At 72.1% G+C, this 25086-nt stretch carries 20 protein-coding genes and 1 pseudogene; 9 read left to right on the top strand and 12 right to left on the bottom strand.

The annotated features are described in order from the left end of the window. Positions 1 to 127 precede the first annotated feature (127 nt). The 7 genes from gyrA to dnaA form a co-directional block, all read right to left on the bottom strand. Positions 128 to 2818 (bottom strand): DNA gyrase subunit A, encoded by a 2691-nt coding sequence (gene gyrA, locus RKE29_RS01070; protein WP_312003017.1) that lies wholly within the window; start codon positions 2816 to 2818, stop codon positions 128 to 130. A gap of 71 nt (positions 2819 to 2889) precedes the next feature. Continuing rightward, positions 2890 to 4962, bottom strand: coding sequence for a DNA topoisomerase (ATP-hydrolyzing) subunit B (gene gyrB, locus RKE29_RS01075; RefSeq protein WP_312003064.1), 2073 nt, complete (start codon positions 4960 to 4962; stop codon positions 2890 to 2892). A 493-nt stretch (positions 4963 to 5455) separates the two neighbouring features. Continuing rightward, a complete protein-coding gene (locus RKE29_RS01080; RefSeq protein WP_312003018.1) occupies positions 5456 to 6085 on the bottom strand; it encodes a DciA family protein in 630 nt (209 codons plus the stop codon). Next, positions 6082 to 7269 (bottom strand): DNA replication/repair protein RecF, encoded by a 1188-nt coding sequence (recF, locus tag RKE29_RS01085; RefSeq protein WP_312003022.1) that lies wholly within the window; start codon positions 7267 to 7269, stop codon positions 6082 to 6084. Before recF ends, RKE29_RS01080 begins: the two co-directional genes overlap by 4 nt. A 22-nt stretch (positions 7270 to 7291) precedes the next feature. Further along, on the bottom strand, positions 7292 to 8224 hold the full coding sequence (gnd, locus tag RKE29_RS01090) for a phosphogluconate dehydrogenase (NAD(+)-dependent, decarboxylating) (RefSeq protein WP_312003023.1): 933 nt from the start codon (positions 8222 to 8224) through the stop codon (positions 7292 to 7294). A 240-nt stretch (positions 8225 to 8464) separates the two neighbouring features. Next, a complete protein-coding gene (gene dnaN, locus RKE29_RS01095) occupies positions 8465 to 9595 on the bottom strand; it encodes a DNA polymerase III subunit beta (RefSeq protein WP_312003025.1) in 1131 nt (376 codons plus the stop codon). Between the two features lie 1077 nt (positions 9596 to 10672). Beyond that, a complete protein-coding gene (gene dnaA, locus RKE29_RS01100; RefSeq protein ID WP_312003027.1) occupies positions 10673 to 12454 on the bottom strand; it encodes a chromosomal replication initiator protein DnaA in 1782 nt (593 codons plus the stop codon). A gap of 510 nt (positions 12455 to 12964) precedes the next feature. Between dnaA and rpmH the strand changes: the two genes are divergently transcribed. The 9 genes and pseudogenes from rpmH (at position 12965) to RKE29_RS01145 (ending at position 19903) form a co-directional block, all read left to right on the top strand. Further along, positions 12965 to 13102: a 50S ribosomal protein L34 gene (rpmH, locus tag RKE29_RS01105; RefSeq protein WP_125638610.1), complete on the top strand. Its 138-nt coding sequence runs from the start codon at positions 12965 to 12967 to the stop codon at positions 13100 to 13102. A gap of 22 nt (positions 13103 to 13124) precedes the next feature. Beyond that, positions 13125 to 13493 (top strand): ribonuclease P protein component, encoded by a 369-nt coding sequence (gene rnpA / locus RKE29_RS01110; protein WP_312003029.1) that lies wholly within the window; start codon positions 13125 to 13127, stop codon positions 13491 to 13493. Next, positions 13490 to 13810: a membrane protein insertion efficiency factor YidD gene (gene yidD / locus RKE29_RS01115; protein ID WP_312003030.1), complete on the top strand. Its 321-nt coding sequence runs from the start codon at positions 13490 to 13492 to the stop codon at positions 13808 to 13810. The genes rnpA and yidD overlap by 4 nt, the downstream gene beginning before the upstream one ends. 3 nt (positions 13811 to 13813) lie before the next feature. Continuing rightward, a complete protein-coding gene (yidC, locus tag RKE29_RS01120) occupies positions 13814 to 15028 on the top strand; it encodes a membrane protein insertase YidC (protein WP_312003032.1) in 1215 nt (404 codons plus the stop codon). A gap of 15 nt (positions 15029 to 15043) precedes the next feature. Then, entirely contained in the window at positions 15044 to 15565 is a 522-nt protein-coding gene (locus RKE29_RS01125; protein WP_312003034.1) for a R3H domain-containing nucleic acid-binding protein, read from the top strand. A 187-nt stretch (positions 15566 to 15752) separates the two neighbouring features. After that, complete coding sequence (gene rsmG, locus RKE29_RS01130; protein WP_312003036.1) at positions 15753 to 16475, top strand: 16S rRNA (guanine(527)-N(7))-methyltransferase RsmG; 723 nt, start codon at positions 15753 to 15755, stop codon at positions 16473 to 16475. A 545-nt stretch (positions 16476 to 17020) separates the two neighbouring features. Then, positions 17021 to 17985 (top strand): annotated as a pseudogene (locus tag RKE29_RS01135) (ParA family protein). Then, on the top strand, positions 17982 to 19115 hold the full coding sequence (locus RKE29_RS01140) for a ParB/RepB/Spo0J family partition protein (RefSeq protein WP_312003037.1): 1134 nt from the start codon (positions 17982 to 17984) through the stop codon (positions 19113 to 19115). The pseudogene RKE29_RS01135 and the gene RKE29_RS01140 overlap by 4 nt, the downstream one beginning before the upstream one ends. Positions 19116 to 19285: 170 nt before the next feature. After that, positions 19286 to 19903 (top strand): GNAT family N-acetyltransferase, encoded by a 618-nt coding sequence (locus tag RKE29_RS01145; RefSeq protein WP_312003038.1) that lies wholly within the window; start codon positions 19286 to 19288, stop codon positions 19901 to 19903. A gap of 109 nt (positions 19904 to 20012) precedes the next feature. Here the strand turns inward: RKE29_RS01145 and trxA are convergent, their stop codons facing one another. The 5 genes from trxA to RKE29_RS01170 form a co-directional block, all read right to left on the bottom strand. Then, on the bottom strand, positions 20013 to 20342 hold the full coding sequence (gene trxA, locus RKE29_RS01150) for a thioredoxin (protein ID WP_312003039.1): 330 nt from the start codon (positions 20340 to 20342) through the stop codon (positions 20013 to 20015). Positions 20343 to 20385: 43 nt separating this feature from the next. Beyond that, complete coding sequence (trxB, locus tag RKE29_RS01155) at positions 20386 to 21339, bottom strand: thioredoxin-disulfide reductase (RefSeq protein WP_312003040.1); 954 nt, start codon at positions 21337 to 21339, stop codon at positions 20386 to 20388. 157 nt (positions 21340 to 21496) lie between these two features. Beyond that, on the bottom strand, positions 21497 to 22522 hold the full coding sequence (locus tag RKE29_RS01160; RefSeq protein ID WP_312003041.1) for a zf-HC2 domain-containing protein: 1026 nt from the start codon (positions 22520 to 22522) through the stop codon (positions 21497 to 21499). Beyond that, positions 22519 to 23205, bottom strand: a complete 687-nt coding sequence (sigM, locus tag RKE29_RS01165) for an RNA polymerase sigma factor SigM (protein ID WP_312003042.1) — start codon at positions 23203 to 23205, stop codon at positions 22519 to 22521. The genes RKE29_RS01160 and sigM overlap by 4 nt, the downstream gene beginning before the upstream one ends. A 38-nt stretch (positions 23206 to 23243) precedes the next feature. After that, complete coding sequence (locus RKE29_RS01170; protein WP_312003043.1) at positions 23244 to 25031, bottom strand: protein kinase family protein; 1788 nt, start codon at positions 25029 to 25031, stop codon at positions 23244 to 23246. Positions 25032 to 25086 lie beyond the last annotated feature (55 nt).

Genomic DNA, 25086 nt, shown 5'->3' on the forward strand with positions numbered 1-25086 from the left:
GCTCCCCCCGGAGGCCGGCCGGGCGCGGGGCGGCGGGCCGGTGCCGGGCGGAGTCCGCCCCTGGCCCGGGCGCCGCGCCCTGCGCGCCGGCGCTCGCCACGGCGGCGCCCGTGGCTGCTGTCACGGTCTACTCCTCGGTCTCGTCGGCCGGGGGCGCGATGCCCTCGGCGGTCCCGGCTCCGGCGCCGGGTTCGGTCCCGGCCGTCGCGCCGGGTTCGGTGCCGGGCGCGGGCTCGGTGGCGGTGCCGGGCTCGGCGGCCGCGGGCTCCGCGGCGTCCGACGCCTCTCCCGCGATGTCGACCTCCTCGGCCTCGCGGCCCGCCTCGGCGTTGCGGGCGATGCCCACGACGGCGTCGCGCTTGCCCAGGTTGATCAGCTGGACGCCCATGGTGTCACGGCCGGTCTCCCTGACCTCGTTGACCCGCGTCCGGATCACCCCTCCGCTCAGCGTGATGGCGAGGATCTCGTCGTTCCCCTCGACCACCAGCGCACCCACGAGCGAGCCCCGGTCCTCCACGATCTTGGCGGCCTTGATGCCCAGGCCGCCGCGGCCCTGGATGCGGTACTCGTCGACTCGCGTGCGCTTCGCGTACCCGCCGTCGGTGGCGGTGAACACGAACGTACCCGGCCGGACGACGTTCATTGACAAAAGCTCGTCTCCTGGCCGGAAACTCATCCCCTTCACGCCGGAGGTGGCGCGTCCCATGGGCCGCAGCGCCTCGTCCGTGGCGGTGAAGCGGATGGACTGGGCCTTGCGGCTGATCAGCAGCAGGTCGTCCTCGGCCGAGGCCAGCTCGGCGCCGATCAGCTCGTCCTCCGCGCCCTCCTCGGTCTCGCGGAGGTTGATGGCGATCACGCCGCCGGAGCGCGGGGAGTCGTAGTCCTTCAGCGGCGTCTTCTTCACCAGGCCCGACTTGGTGGCCAGGACCAGGTACGGCGCGGCCTCGTAGTCGCGGATGGCGAGGATCTGGGCGATACGCTCGTCGGGCTGGAAGGCGAGCAGGTTGGCCACGTGCTGGCCGCGCGCCTCGCGGCCGGCGTCCGGCAGCTCGTACGCCTTGGCCCGGTAGACCCGGCCCTTGTTGGTGAAGAACAGCAGCCAGTGGTGCGTGGTGGACACGAAGAAGTGGTCCACGATGTCGTCCTGCTTGAGCTTCGTGCCGCGCACGCCCTTGCCGCCGCGCTTCTGCGAGCGGTAGTCCTCGGTCTTGGTGCGCTTGACGTAGCCGCCGCGGGTGATCGTGACGACGATGTCCTCCTCGGCGATCAGGTCCTCGATGGACATGTCGCCGTCGAAGGGGATGAGCTTGGTGCGCCGGTCGTCGCCGAACTTCTCGACGATGGCGGTCAGCTCCTCGCTGATGATCTGCCGCTGCCGCTCCGGCGAGCCCAGGATCACCTGGTACTCGCCGATCTTCGCCTGGAGCTCGTCGTGCTCCTGGATGATCTTCTGCCGCTCCAGCGCGGCCAGCCGCCGCAGCTGCATTTCCAGGATCGCGTTCGCCTGGGTCTCGTCGATGCGCAGCAGGCCCATCAGGCCCTCGCGCGCGACCTCGACCGTGTCGCTGCGCCGGATCAGCGCAATGACCTCGTCGATCGCGTCCAGCGCCTTGAGCAGGCCGCGCAGGATGTGCGCCCGCTCCTCCGCCTTGCGCAGCCTGAAGCGCGTACGGCGGACGACGACCTCGACCTGGTGCGCGATCCAGTTGCGGATGAACGCGTCGAGGGACAGGGTGCGCGGCACGCCGTCGACCAGCGCCAGCATGTTGGCGCCGAAGTTGGTCTGGAGGTCGGTGTGCTTGTAGAGGTTGTTCAGGACGACCTTGGCGACCGCGTCCCGCTTCAGCACGATGACCAGGCGCTGGCCGGTGCGCGAGGAGGTCTCGTCGCGCACGTCGGCGATGCCGCCGATCCTGCCCTCCTTCACCAGGTCGGCGATCTTCTGTGCGAGGTTGTCCGGGTTGACCTGGTACGGCAGCTCGGTGACCACCAGGCACTGGCGGCCCTGGATCTCCTCGACCTCCACCACCGCGCGCATGGTGATCGAGCCGCGGCCGGTGCGGTACGCCTCCTCGATGCCCTTGCGGCCGACGACGAGCGCGCCGGTGGGGAAGTCGGGGCCCTTGATCCGGTCGACCAGGGCGTCCTGCACCTCCTCCTGGGTGGCGTCCGGGTTGGCCAGGCACCACTGGGCGCCCTCGGCGACCTCGCGCAGGTTGTGCGGCGGGATGTTGGTGGCCATGCCGACCGCGATCCCCGCCGAGCCGTTGACCAGCAGGTTGGGGAAGCGGGACGGCAGGACGGTCGGCTCCTGGTTGCGGCCGTCGTAGTTGTCCTGGAAGTCGACGGTGTCCTCGTCGATGTCCCGCAGCATCTCCATGGCCAGCGGGGCCATCTTGCACTCGGTGTAGCGCATGGCCGCGGCCGGGTCGTTGCCGGGCGAGCCGAAGTTGCCGTTGGAGTCGACCAGCGGCATGCGCATGGACCACGGCTGGGCCAGGCGGACGAGCGCGTCGTAGATCGAGGTGTCGCCGTGCGGGTGGTACGTGCCCATGACGTCGCCGACGACGCGGGCGCACTTGTAGAAGCCCTTCTCCGGGCGGTACCCGCCGTCGTACATCGCGTACAGCACGCGCCGGTGCACCGGCTTCAGGCCGTCCCGTACGTCCGGCAGCGCGCGCGAGACGATCACGCTCATCGCGTAGTCGAGGTACGAGCGCTGCATCTCGGTTTCGAGGCCGACCGGCTCGATGCGGAGCACGGCGCCCTCGGCTGCGGAGTCCTCGCCGGGCGGGGTCGGGGTGATGTCGTCGGCCATCGCTGGTGAACAGTCCTTCGGTCGTGGTGCGGCGAGCGGACGCGGCGGGCCCCGGGCGCGGGGCCGGCGCCCTAGATGTCGAGGAAGCGGACGTCCTTGGCGTTGCGCTGGATGAAGGAGCGCCGGGCCTCGACGTCCTCGCCCATCAGGACCGAGAACAGCGCCTCGGCCTGCGCCGCGTCGTCCAGGGTGACCTGGCCCAGGACGCGGTGGTCGACGTCCATGGTGGTCACCCGCAGCTCCTCGGCGTTCATCTCGCCGAGGCCCTTGAAGCGCTGGACGGAGTCGTCCCGGATGCGCTTGCCCTGCTCGCGGCCGGCCGCGATGAGCGCGTCCCGCTCGCGGTCGGAGTAGGCGTACTCGAAGTCGTCCCGACCCCACTTGATCTTGTACAGCGGGGGGCGGGAGAGGTAGACGTGGCCCTTCTCGACCAGCTCGCGCATGAAGCGGAAGAGGAAGGTCAGCAGCAGGGTGTTGATGTGCTGGCCGTCGACGTCGGCGTCGGCCATCAAGATGATCTTGTGGTAGCGCAGCTTGGCGATGTCGAAGTCCTCGTGCACGCCGGTGCCGAAGGCCGAGATCAGCGCCTGGATCTCGTTGTTGTGCAGGATCTTGTCGACCCTGGCCTTCTCCACGTTGAGGATCTTGCCGCGGATCGGGAGGATCGCCTGGTACTGCGGGTCGCGGCCGGACTTGGCCGAGCCGCCCGCGGAGTCGCCCTCGACGATGAAGATCTCGCACTTCACCGGGTCGTTGGACTGGCAGTCCGACAGCTTGCCGGGCAGCGACGCCGTCTCCAGCAGGCCCTTGCGACGGGTGAGGTCGCGGGCCTTGCGGGCCGCCACCCGGGCCGTGGCGGCCTGGATGCTCTTGCGGATGATGTCCGCGGCCTCGGTGGGGTTGCGGTCCAGCCAGTCGGCCAGGTGCTCGTGGACGATCTTCTGGACGAAGGTCTTGGCCTCGGTGTTGCCCAGCTTGGTCTTCGTCTGGCCCTCGAACTGCGGCTCGCCCAGCTTGATCGAGATGATCGCCGTCAGGCCCTCGCGGATGTCCTCGCCCGCGAGGTTGTCGTCCTTCTCGCGCAGCAGCTTCTTCTCGCGCGCGTACTTGTTGACCATGGTGGTCAGCGCGGCGCGGAAGCCCTCCTCGTGGGTGCCGCCCTCGTGGGTGTGGATGGTGTTGGCGAAGCTGTAGACACCCTCGCTGTACTGGGTGTTCCACTGCATCGCGACCTCGACCGACAGCATCCGCTCCCGGTCCTCGGCCTCGAAGCCGATGACGCTGGGGTGGACCACGTCGCCCTTGGTGGAGTTCAGGTAGGTGACGAAGTCGACGATGCCGCCGTCGTAGCGGTAGCGGACCGCGAGCGGGCTGCCGTCCTCGTCCACGTGGCCGGGGCGCTCGTCGCGCAGCGAGATGGACAGGCCCTTGTTGAGGAACGCCATCTCCTGGAAGCGCCGCGACAGCGTCTCGAAGGAGTACTCCGTGGTCTCGAAAATGTCCGGGTTCGCCCAGAACGACACGGTCGTACCGGTGTCGGAAATCGCCTCGTTGCGCGCGAGCGGCGCCGTCGGCACGCCCATCTTGTAGTCCTGCGTCCAGCGGTAGCCGTCCCGCTTGACCTCCACCGCCACCCTGGTGGACAGCGCGTTGACCACCGAGACGCCCACGCCGTGCAGGCCGCCGGACACCGCGTACCCGCCGCCGCCGAACTTGCCGCCCGCGTGCAGCACCGTCAGCACGACCTCCACGGCGGGCTTCTTCTCCACCGGGTGCAGGTCGACGGGGATGCCGCGGCCGTTGTCGAAGACGCGCACGCCGCCGTCGGCCAGGATCGTGACCTCGATGGTGTCCGCGTGGCCGGCCAGCGCCTCGTCCACCGCGTTGTCCACGACCTCGTAGACCAGGTGGTGCAGGCCGCGCTCGCCGGTCGAGCCGATGTACATACCGGGGCGCTTGCGGACCGCGTCCAGACCTTCGAGGACGGTGATCGCGCTGGCGTCGTACGACGACGACGATGCGGACTCCGACCCACCCTCGGCCAGGGCCGGGTCCGCCTGCTCGCCGCTGTCGGCCGACGGGATGTTCTCGATTTCGTTGGGGTTGCCGGAATCGGCCACGAAGCGCCCTTTCTGGCACAGCAGGGCCGACCCCTGGGTCGGGACCGGCCGCGTCGTTCGACGTGTCCCGCGCGCACACTGGAGCACCCTGTGCGCAAGCGGCGACGGTGTCTTCCAGTCTACCGGTAGCGCCGACAAAGATGGGGGCACGACGGCTCTTGGCGCCGCATCTGCGCCCCTCAACCGGCCCGTGCCGACTCCCCATATTCGGGTACGGGGTCCAAGAGGCTCACACCGGCACTCAGCGCTTCGGGCTGTCAACCTCCGGCTACCGTGACCGGGGTCTCACCCCGTCCCGCACGTCCCGTCTGTCCCCCGGTCGGCGGTGGCCGGGTCGCGGCGCCCGGCAGCGGGGGCGGCGCCGCGATTCGCGACTTATGCCAGGTATGGCCGGTTCTGCGGCTTGTGCGGGTGTTTTCCGGGTGCGGAGCCCGGCTGTTGGTGCCCGGTGGGCGCTCGGCGGGCCTCCGGACCGGCGTCCGGACCGGAGTCGACGCCGGTCCCGGAGGCCGGGGGGTCAGGGCTCCCGGCCGCTGCCGGGCGCGCGCAGCGGGCCGTGGCTGCGCGGCGGGCCGCCCGGGCCCAGCACCTTGATCAGCGTGACCGTGCCCTGGCCCAGGTCGGCGTTGAGCCGGGCCAGCAACTGGGGAGCCAGCAGCCGCAGTTGCGTGGCCCACGCGGTCGAGTCGCACCGCACGGTCAGCACGCGCGCGTCCTCGTCGTACCCCTCCGGCCGGCAGTGCTGGGCCACCTCCGGGCCCACCAGCTGCGGCCAGCGGCCCGTCACCCCGCCCACCGCGGCCGGCGCCTCCCACCCGCGCTCCGTGATCAGCCGGTTGATCGCCGCGCCCAGCGGCAGCGGGTCCCGGCCGTCGGCGCGGGCGCCCGAGCGCAGGCCGCCGCGGCGCGCCTGCTTCCGCTCCTGCGCCGCCGCGCCGCGGGCGCGCGCCTGCTCACGGGCCGCGCGCAACGCGACCCGCGCCAGGTCGACACCGGAAGGCGCGGCGGGCCCGGCGGGCGGCGCGCCCGCTGCCCCCGTCGCAGGCGGCGCCGGGGGTTCGGGTGCGGGCGGCACGGGCGGCGTCGGCGGTACGGGCCGGAAGAGCCCGTCCGACGGCTCGTACGGCGACGGACCTGGCCCGGTCATACCCGCTCCACCGCCCCGTCCGACACCGTGAACCGCGCGCCCGCCAGCGCTCCCGGCACGTCCTCGTCCACCGCCGCCGTCACCAGCACCTGCTCTCCCGGTCCCACCAGCTCCGCCAGCCGCTCCCGCCGCCGCGCGTCCAGCTCCGCGAACACGTCGTCCAGCACCAGCACCGGCTCCGGGCCCTCCCCGCGCAGCAGTTCGTAGGCGCCCAGGCGCAGCGCCAGCGCGTACGACCACGACTCGCCGTGACTCGCGTACCCCTTGGCGGGCAGCTCGCCCAGGCGCAGCACCAGGTCGTCGCGGTGCGGGCCGACCAGCGTCACGCCGCGCTCGATCTCCTGCCGGCGCGCCGCGCCCAGCGCCTCCGCCAGCGCCTCGAACAGCTCGTCTCTGGAGGGCACGAACGGCGTGAACGGTACGGACGGCGCGGACGCGGCGCCGGCTATCCGCTCGCCCACCGCCTCGGCCGAGGACCGGTAGGACATCAGCACCGGCCCGCCGCCCGGCGCCAGCTGCTCGTACGCCTTGCTGGCCAGCGGCTGGAGCGCGGCGACCAGCGCGAGCCGGTGGGCCAGCAGCTCCGCGCCCGCGCGCGCCAGGTGCTGGTCCCACACGTCCAGCGTGGACAGGTCGGCGCCGCCGCCGGCCCGGCCACCGTGCCGGCGGGCCAGCGCGGCGGACTTCAGCAGGGTGTTGCGCTGCTTGAGCACCCGCTCGTAGTCGGAGCGCACGCCCGCCAGGCGCGGCGCGCGGGCGGTGACCAGCTCGTCCAGGAGCCGGCGCCGCTCGCCCGGGTCGCCCTTGACCAGCGCCAGGTCCTCCGGCGCGAAGGTCACCGCGCGCACGATGCCCAGCACCTCGCGCGGCCGGACCGGCGAGGACGAGCGGTTGACGCGCGCGCGGTTGGCCCGGCCGGGGTTCAGCTCCAGCTCCACCAACTGCCGCCGCTCGCCCTCCTGGACGGCCGCCCGGATGACGGCGCGGTCGGCGCCCTCGCGCACCAGCGGCGCGTCGGAGGACACCCGGTGGCTGCTCAGCGTGGCGAGGTAGCCGACCGCCTCCACCAGGTTGGTCTTGCCCTGGCCGTTGGGGCCCACGAAGGCGGTGACCCCCCGGTCCAGCGGCACCTCGGCGCGGGCGTACGACCGGAAGTCGGCGAGCGACAGATGGCTGACGTGCATGGCCGGGCCGCCGCGCGCCCGGTCAGCCGACGGCGGGCGGGGCGACGTCCGCGCCCGGCGCGTCGGCGCCCTTGTGCGTGCCGGCGGCGGTGACCGCGTGCCCGCCGAACTGGTTGCGCAGGGCGGCGACCATCTTCATCGAGGGGGAGTCGTCCTGGCGGGAGGCGAACCGGGCGAACAGCGACGCGGTGATGGCGGGCAGCGGCACGGCGTGGTCGATGGCCGCCTCCACCGTCCACCGGCCCTCGCCGGAGTCCTCCGCGTACCCGCGCAGGGCGCCGAGGTGCTCGTCCTGGTCCAGGGCGCGCACGGCCAGGTCCAGCAGCCAGGAGCGGATGACCGTGCCCTCCTGCCAGGAGCGGAAGACCTCGCGGACGTCGGTGACCGAGTCCACCGCCTCCAGCAGCTCCCAGCCCTCGGCGAAGGCCTGCATCATCGCGTACTCGATGCCGTTGTGGACCATCTTCGCGAAGTGGCCGGCGCCGACCTTGCCCGCGTGGACGGAGCCGGAGTCCCCGGCGGGCTTCAGCGCGTCGAAGACCGGCTGGACCTTCTCGACGTGCTCGGGCAGGCCGCCGTACATCAGCGCGTACCCGTTCTCCAGGCCCCAGACGCCGCCGGAGACGCCGCAGTCGACGAAGCCGATGCCCTTGGCGGCCAGCTCCTCGGCGTGCTTCTCGTCGTCGGTCCAGCGGGAGTTGCCGCCGTCGACCACCACGTCACCCGGGGACAGCAGCTCGCCGAGGGCGTCGACGGTGGACTGGGTCGGGTCGCCGGCCGGGACCATGACCCACACCACGCGGGGGCCCTTCAGCTTGTCCACAAGCTCCTGGAGGCTGTGGACATCGGCGACGTCGGGGTTGCGGTCGTATCCGACGACGGTGTGACCCGCGCGGCGGATGCGTTCCCGCATGTTGCCGCCCATCTTGCCGAGGCCGATGAGACCGAGCTCCATCAGTGATCCTTTACGCCGTAGTCGTTGCGGTGGTTGCGCTCTCCCCAGGTCGCGTACCCGCGCTGACGAGCCTACGCCCGCCGCCTGGCGCACCGGCGCGAGGCCACGCCCGGCTCGGACGGCCCCCGGGCCCCGCCCCGGCCGCCAGGTCCGGGTCGCCAGGTCCGGGTCGCGTGGACGGGCCACCGGGCGGCTGCGGCTCGCGGCGGCGGGCGGCCGGGCCGACCGGGCCCGGGGCGCTCAACCGCTCAACCGCACCGGCATGATCAGGTACTTGTACGCCTCGTCCACCTCCGCGTCCACGGCCGGCCTGCCGCCCAGCAGCGCGGGCTTGGTGGACGTGGTGAAGGACAGCTGGGCCACCGGCGCGTCGATGGCGCTGAGGCCGTCCAGCAGGAAGTTCGGGTTGAAGGCGATGGAGATGTCGTCGCCCTCCAGCGTCGCGTCGACGCGCTCCACAGCCTGTGCGTCGTCGCTGGAACCCGCCTCCAGCGTCAGCACGCCCTGCTCGAAGCTGAGCCGGACCGGGGTGTTGCGCTCGGCGACCAGCGCCACGCGCTTGACGGCCTCCACGAACGGGGCCGTCTCGATCACCGCGACCGAGTTGAACTCGGTGGGGAAGAGCGTGCGGTACTTCGGCAGGTCGCCCTCCAGCAGCCGGGTGGTCGTACGCCGCCCGGCGCCCTCGAAACCGATCAGGCCCTCGCCCGCGCCGGAGCCCGCCAGCGCCAGCGAGACGGTGTCGCCGCTGGTCAGCGACTTGGCGGTGTCGAGCAGGGTCTTGGCGGGCACCAGGGCGACGGCGGACACGTCCGACGTCTCCGGCTTCCACAGGAACTCGCGGACCGCGAAGCGGTAGCGGTCGGTGGACGCCAGGGTCACGGTGTCGCCCTCGATCTCGATCCGCACACCGGTGAGCACCGGCAGCGTGTCGTCGCGGCCCGCGGCGATGGCGACCTGGCTGACGGCGGCGGCGAAGACGTCGCCCGGGACGCTGCCGGTGGCGGTCGGCATCTGGGGCAGCGCCGGGTACTCCTCCACCGGGAGGGTGTGCAGGGTGAACCGCGAGGAGCCGCAGACCACGGTCGCGCGGACCCCGTCGTCCGAGATCTCCACCGGCCGGTTCGGCAGCGAGCGGCAGATGTCGGCGAGCAGGCGGCCGGACACCAGGACCGTGCCGCCCTCCTCCACGTCCGCCTCCACCGACACGCGCGCGGAGACCTCGTAGTCGAAGCCGGAGAGGCTGAGGGTGCCGTCCTCGGCCTTCAGCAGAAGGCCGGCGAGGACAGGCACCGGGGGACGGGCCGGGAGGCTGCGGGCCGCCCAGGCCACCGCCTCCGCGAGTACATCGCGCTCCACCCGGATCTTCACCGTAAGCCGCCTCCCGCTGTCACTGCCGTGGTCTTCGTCGTCGGCTGTGTTTGCCGGTGACCAGTCTGACGCACACCACTGACAGGAGTCGCTGCTCCGGGTCAAGTCGGTGCCTCGGCGGCGGAGCGGCGCGGGGCGAGGTTGTGCACAGCCCCGGCTTTGAACCGAATCGCTCGCTCTCTCTACGTGGTCGTAGTAGTAGGGCCTGTGGATACCGTGGATAACCGGATCAGCGCAGGTCAGCGGCGAGATTTTGTCCACCGGTCCTGTGGACGGCACCGGTGGAAAACCCGGCTCTTCTGTGGACGGCGAGGAGTTGTGCACAGGCCATGCACAGGCGACCCCCACTTGCCCACAGCTCCATCCCCAGCTTTACCCGGGTTTCCCACAGCCCAATCCCGCGCTGTGGTGTGACGCCTTTCACTCGTCACGGTGACCCCGCGCGTCGTGTTGCCGAACAGTGGACAGGGCTGTGGGGAAGCTGTGGACGACGGGCGTTTTCCTGTGGGTTGCCGGTGGACAGTGCCGGTGCCCGGCTGTGGGCCCACGCGTTGTCCCCAGGCTGTGGACGGCCGTTGACCACAAATCCACACCCCGCTGACCTCCCCCTCTGCCGCCCGGGCGGGGCTACTTGTGGAAACAGTGGGGACAACCTGAGCCGTCCCCAGGCTGTGGACGGCCGATCGGCGCCGAACCTGTGGAGAACTCGGCGGACGCGACCGTAATCGAACAGCGCCGTACGAGTGAGCGACCGCGCCGGGAACGGCTGGAAACGGCTCCCGAAGCGGTGCGGCGGGCGCCACGGACGGCCCGCCGGGCGCCGGGACGGCCGCACGGGCCCTGCCCTCGGGACGGCGGTCGCGCCCTGGGGCCGGGCGCGCGCGGGGCCGGGCGACGGCCTTCAGGGGCGGCCCTGTGACGGTCGCCCCGAGCCTCCCCGAGCCTCCCCGGGCGTCGCGTGGCGTCGCGGGGCCGCTCCGGGGCACTCCGCGGCAGGCCCGCGACCGGCTGGCCGCCGGTACGCCGAGGGGGCGCCCTGGGCGGTCCCGGAGCGCCCCCTCGGCCGGAGCCCGCGCGTCAGGCGCTGCCGTTCTTGATGCGGTTGGTCAGCTCGGTCACCTGGTTGTAGATCGACCGGCGCTCGGCCATCAGGGCCCTGACCTTCCGGTCGGCGTGCATCACGGTCGTATGGTCGCGGCCGCCGAACTGGGCGCCGATCTTCGGCAGCGACAGGTCGGTCAGCTCGCGGCACAGGTACATGGCGATCTGCCGGGCGGTGACCAGGCCGCGGCTGCGCGAGGCGCCGCACAGGTCCTCGACGGTGTGGCCGAAGTAGTCCGCGGTCGCGCTCATGATCGCGGCAGCGGTGATCTCCGGGGCGGCGTCCTCGCCGCCGGGGATGAGGTCCTTCAGCACGATCTCGGTCAGGCCGAGGTCGACCGGCTGCCGGTTCAGGCTGGCGAAGGCGGTCACGCGGATCAGCGCGCCCTCCAGCTCGCGGATGTTGCGCGAGATGCGGGAGGCGATGAACTCCAGCACCTCCGGCGGGGCGTTGAGCTGCTCCTGTACGGCCTTCTTGCGCAGGATCGCGATGCGGGTCTCCAGCTCCGGGGGCTGCACGTCGGTGATCAGGCCCCACTCGAAGCGGTTGCGCAGCCGGTCCTCCAGGGTCACCAGCTGCTTGGGCGGCCGGTCCGAGGACAGCACGATCTGCTTGTTGGCGTTGTGCAGGGTGTTGAAGGTGTGGAAGAACTCCTCCTGCGTGGACTCCTTCTGCGCCAGGAACTGGATGTCGTCCACCAGCAGGATGTCCATGTCCCGGTAGCGCTTGCGGAAGGCGTCCGCCTTGCCGTCGCGGATGGAGTTGATGAACTCGTTGGTGAACTCCTCCGAGCTGACGTAGCGCACACGCGTGCCGGGGTACAGGCTGCGGGCGTAGTGCCCGATCGCGTGCAGCAGGTGGGTCTTGCCGAGCCCGGACTCGCCGTAGATGAACAGCGGGTTGTACGCCTTGGCGGGGGCCTCGGCGACCGCGACCGCCGCGGCGTGCGCGAACCGGTTGGAGGCGCCGATGACGAAGGTGTCGAAGAGGTACTTCGGGTTCAGGCGCGCGGTCGGCTCCCCCGGGCCCGGGGCCGGGGCGGGCTGTGCGGCCAGCGGCCCGGGGGCGCCGGTGGGCGGGGGCGGGCCGACCGGGCCGCCGTGCGACCGGTCGAGCTGGCCGGGCAGCTCCGGGCGCTGCTGGCCGTACGGCGGCTCGGGGGGCCGGGAGGCGTACGGGTCGCGCTCGGCGAAGCCGCCGTGCCGCTGCTGGGGCCAGCTGTAGTCGTCGCGGGCGCGCGGCCAGGCGTCGGGCTCCGGGCGGGCCGGCGGGTAGTCCGGGTAGGCGGGGCGCGCGGTGGGCAGCTCGTCGGCGGCCGGGCGCGGGTAGCCGTCGCGGCCGCCTCCTCCGTAGCCGTCCAGCATGTCCCTGGCGTCCCTGCTGTCCCTCCGGTCCCTGCCGCCCGCGTCGCCGCCGTCGTGCCCGTCGTCGTAGCGGTCGTACGTCTCGCGCCGCGGCTGCTGCGGTACGGACGGCTCGGCCGCGGAGTTGTCCACGGTGATGGCGATGCGGATGGGACGGCCGCACTCGCGGCTGAGCGTTTCGCTGATCAGAGGGGACAGCCGACCCTCCAGGACGCCCTTGGCGAACTCGTTGGGCGCGGCGAGCAGCGCGGTGTCGGCGACCAGGGCCAGGGGCTGGCAGCGCCGGATCCAGTGCTCGTCCTTGGCCTCGACACCCTGTCCCGCCTCCTGGCCGAGCAGCTGTTCCAGCACGCGTGGCCACACTGCGGCAAGATCGGCGGGTACGTCAGCCACAGGGCACGCTCTCTCACTCGCTGGGTGGGGGACGCCGACAGGTACCACGAAATGTGTGGTTCTCGGGACGCGCGTGAAGGAAATCGACAGTCCAGCCACGGTAGTCAGGCCGGGTACGCGGTTCAAGTCGTTGTCCACAGGGTGTGTACAAATGTGCCATGGGATGTCGCGCGGTGTTCTCCTGCCCCCTGGGACACGGCCGGAACACGACCGGAACTCGGCCGGAGACCCGCGAGACGCCTTCCGGCGCCGCCGCCCGGAGGAGCGGGCGGCACCGGCGTGCCGGGCCGCGGCTGGTTTGACCGGACGGCGCGGCCGCGCGTACCGTAACGAGGTCGAGTTGTCGATGGCTGCTGCCGCCTGCCCGCCGATGGGCGAAGATCGCGGACCGCTCCGTCCTGTGCCGCGATCACCGAGCGGCGCACTGGGGCGTATGCGAGTCGTGTCGCGGGCGCACGGTGACAGCCAGGCGATGCCGCCACCCACGATTTCACCTTCTGGAGCCCCCGAGTGAGCAAGCGCACCTTCCAGCCGAACAACCGTCGCCGCGCGAAGACCCACGGCTTCCGGCTGCGTATGCGCACCCGTGCCGGTCGTGCGATCCTCGCCGCACGCCGCGGCAAGGGCCGCGCGCGCCTGTCGGCCTGAGCGACCGGCCAGGGTCCATGCCGTGCTGCCCTCCGATCATCGGCTGAGGCGGCGCGAGGACTTCGCGGCCGCGGTACGCCGAGGACGCAGGGCTGGTCGCCCCCTCCTCGTCGTCCACCTCAGAAGCGGTGCAACGGACCCGCACGCGCCCGGGGAAAGCGCTCCCCCGGCGCGTGCGGGTTTCGTCGTGAGCAAGGCGGTCGGCGGGGCGGTCGTCCGGAACCGGGTCAAGCGGAGGCTGCGCCATCTGGTCCGGGACCGCCTCGACCGGTTTCCCGACGGTAGCCTGGTGGTCGTACGGGCGCTGCCCGGTGCCGGTGAAGCGGGACCCGGCGAACTGGCCCGCGATCTCGACTCCGCGTTGCAGCGGCTGCTGGGAGGGCCGCCGTGAAGTACCCGCTGCTGTGGTTGATCAAGCTGTACCAGTGGACCATCAGCCCGCTGCTCGGGCCGGTCTGCCGGTACTACCCGTCGTGCTCGCACTACGGCTACCAGGCCATCGACGTGCACGGCGCGGTGAAGGGGACGGCGCTGACCGCCTGGCGCATCCTGCGCTGCAATCCCTGGTCGCCGGGCGGTGTGGATCACGTACCGCCCCGGAAGCGTCCGGTCTGGCACCAGTGGTTGCGCGACCGCCTCGCCGGGCGGCCTCCCGCCGAGTCGGCCGCCGCACAGCCCGACACTCAGCCCAACGCCCAAGGAGCCTGATTCGTGGACACGATCCTCGGTCCTCTCTATGACGCTGTTTCCTGGATCATCGTCCAGTTCCACTCGTTCTACAGCCTCATGTTCGACAAGGACAGCGGCTGGGCGTGGGGCCTGTCCATCGTCTCGCTGGTGGTGCTGATCCGGATCTGCCTGATCCCGCTCTTCGTCAAGCAGATCAAGGCGACGCGGAACATGCAGGCGCTCCAGCCGAGAATGAAGGCGATCCAGGAGCGCTACAAGAGCGACCGGCAGCGCCAGTCCGAAGAGATGATGAAGCTATACAAGGAGACCGGGACCAACCCGCTCTCCAGCTGCCTGCCGATCCTGGCGCAGTCGCCGTTCTTCCTGGCCCTGTACCAGGTGCTGAGCAAGATCGCGGGCAACCACACGGTCGGAGTCATCGACCAGTCGCTGCTGGACAGCGCCCGTAAGGCGCACATCTTCGGCGCTCCGCTGCCGGTGAAGTTCACCGACTCGGCCTCGAAGGTCCACGACCTGGGCGCGACCCTGACCGACGTCAGGGTTGTCACGATCACCATGATCGTGCTGATGTCGGCGTCGCAGTTCTACACGCAGCGCCAGCTGATGACGAAGAACGTCGACCTGTCGGTGAAGACGCCGTTCATGCAGCAGCAGAAGATGCTGATGTACGTCTTCCCGGTGATCTTCGCCGTCTTCGGCATCAACTTCCCCGTCGGCGTCCTCGTCTACTGGCTCACCACCAACCTGTGGACCATGGGCCAGCAGATGTTCGTCATCCGGCGCAACCCGGTGCCCGGCAGCGTCGCCTACGAGGCCCGGCAGGAGCGGCTGCGGGCCAAGGGCAAGCTGAAGGAGGACCCCGCCGAGGTCGAGGCCAAGAAGGCCGTCGAGGCGGCGCGCGCCGCGCGGCAGCAGCCCAAGCGGCAGACCAAGGCCAAGCGGCAGGCGGGCGGCGCGGCGGCCCAGGGGCAGTCCCGGGCCCGGGCCACGGCACGGCCGGGAACCGCGGCGGGGGCGGAGTCCGGGCAGCGCAAGCCGTCGCTGGAGAAGGGCACCGCGCAGGGCGACCAGGCGCAGCAGGGGCAGCGCGCCAGGGCCCAGCGGAGCGCTGCCGAGAAGAAGGCGGCGGGCAGTGGCAAGCCGGACGGCGGCTCGGCCTCCGGCGGCTCCTCCCGCAACGCCAAGTCCGGCCAGCGCAAGGGCCAGCAGCGTCCCAAGCACCCGTCCAAGAAGTAGCGAAGGAGTCCATCCGTGACGGAAGGCACCACCCCGGCCGCCGAGCACGCCCCCGAGGGCGGCGACACCCTGACCCGCCTGGAGCAGGAGGGTGAGATCGCCGCCGACTACCTGGAGGGGCTGCTGGACATCGCCGATCTCGACGGCGACATCGACATGGACGTCGAGGGCGACCGCGCCGCGGTGTCGATCATCAGCGACGCGACGAGCCGTGACCTCAACAAGCTCGTGGGCCGGGACGGCGAGGTGCTGGAGGCCCTCCAGGAGCTGACCCGGCTGGCGGTGCACCGGGAGACCGGCGACCGCAGTCGGCTGATGCTCGACATCGCCGGGTACCGCGCGCGGAAGCGGGCGGAGCTGGCCGAGCTGGGCACGAAGGTCGCCGAGGAGGTCAAGGGCTCCGGTCATCCGGTGAAGCTGAAGCCGATGACGCCCTTCGAGCGGAAGATCGTCCACGACGCGGTGGCCGCTGCCGGGCTGCGCAGCGAGTCCGAGGGCGAGGAGCCCGAGCGCCGCGTGGTCGTGCTGCCGGTCTGACCCGGCCCGGCGGCGCCTGCCCCCGCCCCCGGCACCGTGCGGCGCTCCACCGCGTCGGCGGTGCCGGCGGCTGTGCGTCGCCGCCGAGCGTCGGTGAGCGCTGACGAGCGTCGGCGCCCGCCGACGATTCCCACGAGCCCCCACGATTCCCACGAGCCTGACGAGCCCGACGACAAGGACGGTCTCCGTGACGGAAGAAGCGGCAGCTCAGCTGCCCCCCGCGCCCCAGGCGGCGCGGGACGTCTTCGGCGAGCGCTTCCCGGAGGCTGTCCGGTACGGCGAGCTGCTGGCCGAGGTGGGCGTGGGGCGCGGCCTGATCGGGCCGCGCGAGGTGCCGCGGCTGTGGGGACGGCACCTGCTGAACTGTGCCGTGCTCGCCGAGGTGGTGCCTGAGGGCGTCACCGTGTGCGATGTGGGGTCCGGAGCGGGCCTGCCGGGCATCCCTCTCGCCCTGACCCGGCCGGACCTGCGCATCACGCTGCTGGAGCCGCTGCTGCGGCGGACGAACTTCCTGCGCGAGGTGGTGGAGCTGCTGGGGCTCGACCACGTCGACGTGGTGCGCGGCCGGGCGGAAGAGGTGCTGGGGAGGGTGCCGCCCATGCACGTGGTGACCGCTCGCGCGGTGGCACCGCTGGACCGGCTGGCGGGCTGGGGGGTTCCGCTGCTGCGCCCGTACGGCGAGATGCTGCTGCTGAAGGGCGATACGGCCGAGGAGGAGCTGCGGCACGCCCGCGCCGCGCTGAGCAAGCTGGGCGTGGTCGACACGTCGGTCCTACGGGTGGGCGAGGGGGTCGTCGATCCGCCCGCCACCGTGGTGCGGGTCGAGGTCGGTGAGAGCCCCGGCGGCGTGCGGTTCGCGGCCAAGCGCGCCAAAGCGGCCCGGAGGGGCCCTCAGCGCCGACGGCACTGAGAGCTGCGCCGCGGAGTTATCCCCAGCCTGCTTCCGGCCTTCCTTCCGTGGCCGGTGCTTCCCGCAGCGGTTGTCGCGCGGCGGACCGCGCTGCGGAACGAGCGGCGTGCGGAGGTCAAGCCGCCGCGCCCGATTGAGGCCAGAGTGCTCCGCAAAAGCTGCCGAAACGACGCATTTCGGAGTGTCGAGCCGGTCGGTTCGACCGATTCGGATGCATCGTGTTTCACGTGAAACGTCGCTCACTGCTGCCGGGAATCATCAGCCGTGGCCGCGCGGCGGCCGCTCCATCCGACGCCAAGGCCCGCAAAGACGGGGAGAAGCCCCGCCGGGACGGGGGTTCATCCACAGATTCATCCACAGGAGAACGGACCTCGCTGGTTCCCGACCCCGAAAGCATGGCAGGCTCTCCTCATCGCGAGCCTGATGTCGAGGAGGGTGAGTCCTTGCGGTCCGATGCCAACATCGCGGGGCCGATGACCGATCCGGTCCCCGGCCCCCGCACCGAAGCGGCGGGAGAGGACGTTTCACGTGAAACGCCTCCTCCGGTGGACGACGCCCCGATCGGGCACGCCGCCCAGCTGGCGAGGGAAGCCCTCGGCCGGGCGGGCGAGGGTCTGCCCCGGCCGGCGCGGACCAGGGTGATCGTGGTCGCCAACCAGAAGGGCGGGGTCGGCAAGACCACCACCACCGTCAACCTGGCCGCCTCCCTCGCGCTGCACGNACCACCGTCAACCTGGCCGCCTCCCTCGCGCTGCACGGCGGACGGGTTCTCGTCATCGACCTGGACCCGCAGGGCAACGCGTCGACGGCCCTGGGCATCGACCATCACGCCGAGGTCCCATCGATCTACGACGTCCTCGTGGAGAGCAAGCCGCTGTCCGACGTCGTGCAGCCGGTGCCGGACGTGGAGGGGCTGTTCTGCGCACCCGCCACGATCGACCTGGCGGGCGCGGAGATCGAGCTGGTCTCGCTGGTGGCGCGGGAGAGCCGGCTGCAACGGGCCATCCAGGCGTACGAGCAGCCGCTGGACTACATCCTCATCGACTGCCCGCCGTCACTCGGCCTGCTGACGGTCAACGCGCTGGTCGCCGGAGCCGAGGTGCTGATCCCGATCCAGTGCGAGTACTACGCGCTGGAGGGCCTGGGCCAGCTGCTGCGGAACGTCGACCTCGTACGCGGCCACCTCAACCCGACGCTGCACGTCTCCACCATCCTGCTGACGATGTACGACGGCCGTACCCGGCTGGCCTCGCAGGTGGCGGACGAGGTGCGCAGCCACTTCGGCAACGAGGTGCTGCGGACCAGCATCCCCCGGTCGGTGCGCATCTCCGAGGCACCGAGCTACGGGCAGACGGTCCTCACCTACGACCCGGGCTCCAGCGGGGCGCTGTCCTACCTGGAGGCCGCGCGGGAGATCGCCCTGCGGGGGGTCGATGTCCACTACGACGCCCAGCACGCGCACGCGCTGCCCGCGGGCGGTCGGCACAGCATGCAGGAGGGGAACCAGTGAGTGAGCGACGCCGAGGGCTGGGCCGCGGGCTCGGTGCCCTGATCCCGTCCGCGCCGACAGGGCCGGACGGAGCGGGAGCCGCCGTGCCGGTGGGAGCGTCCACGTCTCCGTCCGCGGTGCCGGTGCTGGCGCCGGAGCGCGGAGTCGCGGCGGCCAAGGTGACCGCGCTGCCCGCGAGCGGTGTTTCACGTGAAACCGAGGCGGTGGACCTGGAGGACGAGCTGCCACCGGTCGCCGGTGAGGCGGTCGGCGAGGTGGCGGGTGCGCACTTCGCCGAGCTGCCGCTGGACTTCATCACGCCCAACCCGCGGCAGCCGCGCGAGGTGTTCGACGAGGACGCGCTCGCCGAGCTGGTGACGTCCATTCAGGAAGTCGGCCTCCTCCAGCCGGTGGTGGTCCGGCAGCTCGCACCCGAGCGGTACGAGCTGATCATGGGCGAGCGGCGCTGGCGGGCGTGCCGCGAGGCGGGCCTGGAGCGCATTCCGGCGATCGTCCGGGCCACCGACGACGAGAAGCTCCTCCTGGACGCGCTGCTGGAGAACCTGCACCGGGCACAGCTCAACCCGCTCGAAGAGGCGGCGGCCTACGACCAGCTGCTGAAGGACTTCAACTGCACCCACGACGAGCTGGCCGACCGCATCGGACGCTCCCGGCCGCAGGTGTCCAACACGCTGCGGCTGCTGCGGCTGTCCCCGGCCGTGCAGCGGCGGGTCGCCGCAGGGGTGCTGTCCGCCGGTCACGCCCGGGCACTGCTGTCGGTGGACGACCCGGAGGAGCAGGACCGGCTGGCGCACCGCATCGTGGCCGAGGGGCTGTCGGTGCGCGCGGTCGAGGAGATCGTGACCTTGATGGGCCCGAGCCTGAAGAGCACCGCGCGGGCCAAGGGGCCCCGGGCCGGGGCGCGCGTCTCGCCGGCGCTCACGGAGCTGGCCTCCCGGCTCTCCGACCGGTTCGAGACCCGGGTGAAGGTAGACCTCGGTCAGAAGAAGGGAAAGATCGTCGTCGAGTTCGCCTCGATAGAGGATCTGGAGCGGATTCTGGGCAGCCTCGCCCCGGGCGAGGGGCCGGTCCTGCGGCAGACAGCGGACGACCACGCGGCTGCGCACGAGGACGCGGACGAAGCGGGATAGGGATTGTGCCGCCGGACAGGCGGCAAGCGAGGGGCCGTGTTCCGATGGTGAAGGAACACGGCCCACTCTTTTGCCCGGCGCCGGTGTCAGCGCGATCTCCGCGCGGATACGATGCCGGACGGGGAGAGCGGATCCGCGCATCGGCTCGTTGGAAGTGAGGGACTGGCTACATGGGGCGTCGGCTCGTACCGCTCACACTGGACAACCTCCCGGACATCCCCAAGCGCTGCCGTGCGTGCGTCTTCTGGGAGCTGGACCCGGTCAGCGGTGAGGCCGCCGTGCGGGCCGGGCGGCCGGAGCTGGAGAAGGAGGCGTGGATCTCCGCGGTGCTGCTGGAGTGGGGCTCCTGCGGCCGCGTGGTCTACGTCGACGAGGTGCCCGTCGGCTTCGTGCTCTACGCGCCCCCGGCGTACGTGCCGCGCTCCACGGCGTTTCCCACGAGTCCGGTGGCGGCGGACGCCGTCCAGCTCATGACGGCGTGGCTGATGCCGGGGTACCAGGGTCAGGGGCTGGGGCGGGTCATGGTGCAGACCGTCGCCAAGGACCTCATCCGCCGCGGTTTCAAGGCGATCGAGGCGTTCGGGGACGCGACCTGGCAGGAGCCGGCGTGCGTGCTGCCCGCCGACCACCTCCTGGCCGTCGGCTTCAAGACCGTGCGGCCGCATCCGCGTTACCCGCGGCTGCGGCTGGAGCTGCGGACGACGATCTCCTGGAAGGAGGACGTCGAGCTGGCGCTGGACCGCCTGCTCGGTGCGGTCCAGAAGGAGCCGGCCCTGCGGCCGCTGTGACCGTTCCCTCGGATCGCGGTTTCACGTGAAACCGGACGCGTTTCACGGGGAACACGAGAGGGGCCGCCTTGGTGGGCGGCCCCTCTCGTCGCTCGCGTCGACGCGTGGCTCAGGCGAGGAAGTCGGCCAGGTCGCGCTCGATGGCCGCCTTCGGCTTGGCGCCGACGATGGTCTTGGCGACCTCGCCGCCCTGGTACACGTTCAGGGTGGGGATGGACATCACGCCGTACTTGGCGGCGGTGGCCGGGTTCTCGTCGATGTTGAGCTTGGCGACGGTGATCTTGTCGGCGTGCTCGCTGGCGATCGCCTCCAGGGAGGGGGCGATCTGGCGGCAGGGGCCGCACCAGGCGGCCCAGAAGTCGACGAGGACCGGCTTGTCGCTCTTCAGTACGGTCTCCTCGAAGTCGGCGTCCGTGACGGTCACGGTGGCACCGGCCATGGCATTTCTCCTTTGCGGGTTGGGTGGCGGGACGGGGCCCGGATCAGACAGCGGCCTTCTGGGCGTCGGCGAGGGCGGCGAGGTAGCGCTCCGCGTCCAAAGCGGCCGCGCAGCCGGTACCGGCCGCGGTGATCGCCTGGCGGTAGGTGTGGTCCACCACGTCGCCGGCGGCGAACACCCCCGGCAGGCTGGTGCGAGTCGAGGGCGCGGCGGTCTTCAGATACCCCTCGTCGTCGAGATCGAGCTGGCCCTTGAACAGCTCGGTGCGCGGGTCGTGGCCGATCGCGATGAACAGCCCCGTCACCGGCAGCTCGGAGGTCTCGCCGGTCCTGGTGTTCCGGAGGGTCAGACCGGAGAGCTTGGCGTCGCCGTGAATCTCGGCCACCGCGCTGTCCCAGACGAAACGGATCTTGGGGTCGGCGAAGGCACGCTCCTGCATGGCCTTGCTGGCGCGGAGGGTGTCGCGGCGGTGGACGACGGTGACCGACTTGGCGAACCGGGACAGGAAGGTGGCCTCCTCCATAGCGGTGTCACCGCCGCCGATAACGGCGATGTCCTGGTCCTTGAAGAAGAATCCGTCGCAGGTGGCGCACCAGGACACCCCGCGGCCCGACAGCTCGTCCTCGCGCGGCAGGCCCAGCTTGCGGTGCTGCGAGCCGGTGGCGATGATCACCGTCTTGGCCCGGTGCACGGTGCCGGAGGAGTCGGTGACGGTCTTGATGTCCTCGCCGAGATCGACGGCCACCGCGTCGTCCGGGACCAGCTCCGCGCCGAACCGCTCGGCCTGGGCCCTCATGTTGTCCATCAGGTCCGGGCCCAGGATGCCGTCCCGGAACCCGGGGAAGTTCTCCACGTCCGTGGTGTTCATCAGGGCGCCGCCCGCTGTCACCGAGCCCTCGAAGACCAGCGGCTTCAAGGAGGCGCGGGCGGTGTAGAGCGCGGCCGTGTAGCCCGAGGGCCCGGAACCGATGATGATGACGTTGCGGACGTCGCTCACGGATGTCTTCCTTGTCTGCCGACTGCCGACGGGTGCCGAGGTGGCCGGGAACTTCCGGGTTTCCCCGGAGAAGTGCACTGCCATCCCACCCAACCGATCCTAAGGGCCCGGCATTCCCCGGCCCACGAGGCCGGGCCCGGGCCGGATACTACGCGCGTCAGTCCCGCCGGTAGGTCTGGACGAGCAGCTGGGCGCCGACCGGTGACGCGGATGCCGTGGTGCAGGACGCGTCGATGACGAAGACGTCGACGAGCGACCTGTCCCCGGGGTGCGGCAGGACGAGGATGTAGGCGTCCGACCCGTTGTAGGAGTCCTGCTGCGAGGCCAGCGGCTGCTCGGTGCGGCCGGTGCCCGCCTGGACGCACGACGGCACCTGCTGGTTGTCGGCACGCATCGGCATGCGAGAGGACGACTCGGGCTCGACGTGCGGGGCGTCGGCCTTCTCGCCGACGAGCATGGCCTGGACCCGTGCCTTGAGTCCCGCCGCGGAGAGCCCGACCGGTGCGGACGGCGACCGGCTGCTTCCACGGGCGCCGGTGGTCTCGTCATCGGTGAAGCTCTGCGCGATGAGGAAGGCGCCCGCGCAGAACAGGGCTGCGACGGACGCGGCGCCCAGCAGCCCCCGGCGTCGGCGGGGGTGCCGACCGTGCGGCCCGGGCCCGCCGCCCGGCCGGGAGCCGGAACCGCCGACCGGGTGCGGGCGGCCCGCCGGGCGGTCGGCGGCCACGGGCGACCCGCCGGGCCGCACGGCCTCCTCCCGTGTGCCGCCGCCGAGCGTGCCGTCGGCGCCCTGAGGGGTTTCACGTGAAACAGTTGCCCGTGTTTCACGTGAAACGGCGCGGGCCACGATCGAGCCCTGGGTTTCACGTGAAACGTCGCCGCCGGCCGTGGCGGCCGACGCCCCGGCTGTGGCGTCGGCGGCGAGTGCCGGACCGCCCAGCGCCTCGGCGGCGAGCGCGGCCTCGATGCGGCGGGTGACATCGGCGGGCATGGGGCCCGGGTCCGGGAGCGTACCGAGCAGGGTCCGGATCTCCTCCAGGGAAGCGTGGACGTCCGCGCACGCCGCGCAGCGCGCGACGTGGCCGCGCACCTCGGTGGCGCGCGCCGCCGTGAGCGCACCGTCGAGGAGCGCGGAGATCTCCGCCGCCTCGGGGTGCCCTTCCGTGTCGGCCGAGGATGTCACGCCCGCCCACCTCCGCCCTTCACGGCGTCCGCGTTGCTCGTCCCTGCCTTGGGTGGGACGGATGTCCCCTCCGCCCGGTTCCTTCCGCCGTCGGGTGTGCTCGGTGTGCCGCCCGGCCGGAGGTGGGCCAGCAGCGGCAGCAGCCGCGCCCGGCCCCGCGCGCAGCGGCTCTTCACCGTGCCGGAGGGCACGTCGAGGATGCCGGCCGCCTCCGCCACCGGGTAGCCCTGCATGTCGACGAGCACCAGGGCGGCGCGCTGTTCCGGAGGGAGGGTGCACAGCGCGCGCACCAGTTCACGGTGCAGATCGCCGCGCTCGGCGGGGGCGGCGGCCGACTCGTGCGGTTCGAGCAGCGCCTCCAGCTTCTCGGTGTCGGCGACGGGGGAGGTGCGGCGGGAGGCGGCCTTGCGAGCCCGGTCCAGGCACGCGTTCACGGTGATGCGGTGCAGCCAGGTGGTGACGGCGGACTGGCCGCGGAAGCCCTGCGCGCCCCGGTAGGCGGAGACCAGCGCGTCCTGCACCGCGTCGGCGGCCTCCTCGCGGTCCCCCAGCGTGCGCAGCGCCACCGCCCAGAGGCGGTCCCGGTGCCGCCGGACGATCTCGGCGAAGGCGTCCGGATCGCCGGCCACGTGGCGCGCCAGGAGTTCGCCGTCGCTCGGCGCGCCAGATATGGCGTCGTCCAACGTCGAGCCCCTCCCCGGTACCGTCCGGCCGAACCAGGTCAGCCAGTGAACGTCACGTCCGTGATGGCCTGCTTGTAGCCCGGGCGGCTGTAGGTGTCCTGCTGCGCGTAGGGCATCTCGGTCATCCAGACGACGACATAGCGTGTCTGAGAGGAGTCTGTCACGGTGAGCTTCGCGGTGGTGGAGGACGTGCGCGTGGCAGCGAGTCTGCGCATGGAGCTCAGGGGCGTGGCGGACGACAGCGAGTCCGTGGCGTAGAGCGCGACCGACGTGTAGTCGCCGCCGTAGCGCAGACTGATCGAGGCGCCGGTGAGCTTCTGCGGCGCTCCGAGGTCGTAGACGAGCCCGACGCCCTCCTTGACGGCCGGGTTGAGCCGGGGGCCCTCCTTGAAGGACTTGGTGGCCCAGTACGTCGACGCGTCACCGTCGTAGGTGTTCGGCGCCTGGGAGACGTGCTGCGGCGTGCCGTCGGGGTAGTACTCGGTGCCGCTGGCGATCCTGAGCGGCTTGCTGGCGGGCCTGCTGATCTTGCCGTCACCCCCGTGCTGGCCGCCGCTGGCGCCGCCGGAGTGGTGCTCCTCCTTCAGCAGGGTGTCCGCGAGCTGCCAGCTGCCCAGGCCGAGGGCCGCGATCAGCAGCCCGGAGACCGCCCACTTCAGAACCCGGCCGGTGCGGCTTTGCAGGGGCGGCGGGGGAGTCACCGCGGCGGCGGACGGACGGGGCGCCCGGGCGGGCGCGCCGCGGCCGGGCTGCGGGCCGTAGCCGCCGTGCCGGTAGGGCCGCGGGTAGGCGGCGGGGGCGAAGCTCTCCGGGGTGCCGAAAGCGGGGTCCGGAGGGCGGATGCGGGGCATCGCCGAGATGGCCTCGGCCAGCTCCTCCGGGGTGGTGCAGGGCGGGACCTCGCGGGACGCGGTGGCACCCTCGTTGACCAGCGCCCGCATGGCCAGGTCGGACAGGCCGCGGTGGACCCCCGCCCGTACCTGGTCGGGGGCGATGAGGCCGACCCCCTTGGGCAGCCCGGACAGGCCGAAGGCGTCACTCTCGTAGGGCCAGCGCTGGGTGAGGGCGGCGTACAGCAGCGCGCCGATCGCCTCGGTGTCGGTGCGCTGCGGCCGGTCGGAGGAGACGCCGCGCAGTGCGGCCATCACCGCCAGGCCGCGGATGCGGTACTGCCCGGACTCCGTGCGCAGCACCGAGCCCGGGTTGAGGCGCAGGTGGGACAGGCCCTCGCGGTGGGCGGCGGCCATGGCCTGGCTGACCTGGCTGACGAGCTGGTAGGCCTCGTGGGCCTCCAGCGGGCCGGAGGCCAGGACGGCGGTCAGTTCCACGGCGTCGGGCAGCCACTCGTGGACGACGTAGACGAGGTCGTTGTCCTCGACGGCGTCGAGCACCTGGACGAAACGGGGGTCGCCGAGCAGGGCGGCGGAGCGGGCGGCGGCGAGGACCGGGCGGGCACGGGGATGGTCGGCGGGCAGCACGTGGACGCCGACGGCGCGGCGCAGCTTCTCGTCCACAGCACGCCAGCTGCTGAATCCGTCCAGACGGGTGACGCACTCTTCGAGGCGGTAGCGTCTGGCGAGCTTGTGGCCGCTGTGCAGCTCGGGGGCGGGCGGCGGGGCCTCACCGCGGCCGCCGGTGTCCGCCGGGGCCGCGGCGCCGGTCCCGGCGCCGCTGTCGTCAGGTGTGCCGACCGTGCCGGCCGTGCCCGGCCCGCCGGTCTCGTCGGGCTGCTTCTCCCCCGGTCCGTCGGCCGTGACCCCGGCGGTCGGCGGCTGCTCGCCGCCGCTGTCGGCCACGTCGACGGCAGCCGTGCTCCGTTCCGCCACCGTCGTTCCTGCCTCCCCGTCCGTCGCGCTACTCCGGGCCAAGACAATTGTGCCC

Origin of the sequence: Streptomyces sp. B1866, assembly GCF_031932565.1 — a bacterium.
Taxonomy (GTDB): domain Bacteria; phylum Actinomycetota; class Actinomycetes; order Streptomycetales; family Streptomycetaceae; genus Streptomyces.

Bases quoted from the DNA above. Each gene is read 5' to 3' on its own strand.
- gyrA (WP_312003017.1), bottom strand. From the start codon at position 2,818: ATGGCCGACGACATCACCCCGACCCCGCCCGGCGAGGACTCCGCAGCC.
- RKE29_RS01080 (WP_312003018.1), bottom strand. From the start codon at position 6,085: ATGACCGGGCCAGGTCCGTCGCCGTACGAGCCGTCGGACGGGCTCTTC.
- recF (WP_312003022.1), bottom strand. From the start codon at position 7,269: ATGCACGTCAGCCATCTGTCGCTCGCCGACTTCCGGTCGTACGCCCGC.
- gnd (WP_312003023.1), bottom strand. From the start codon at position 8,224: ATGGAGCTCGGTCTCATCGGCCTCGGCAAGATGGGCGGCAACATGCGG.
- RKE29_RS01145 (WP_312003038.1), top strand. From the start codon at position 19,286: ATGGGGCGTCGGCTCGTACCGCTCACACTGGACAACCTCCCGGACATC.
- trxA (WP_312003039.1), bottom strand. From the start codon at position 20,342: ATGGCCGGTGCCACCGTGACCGTCACGGACGCCGACTTCGAGGAGACC.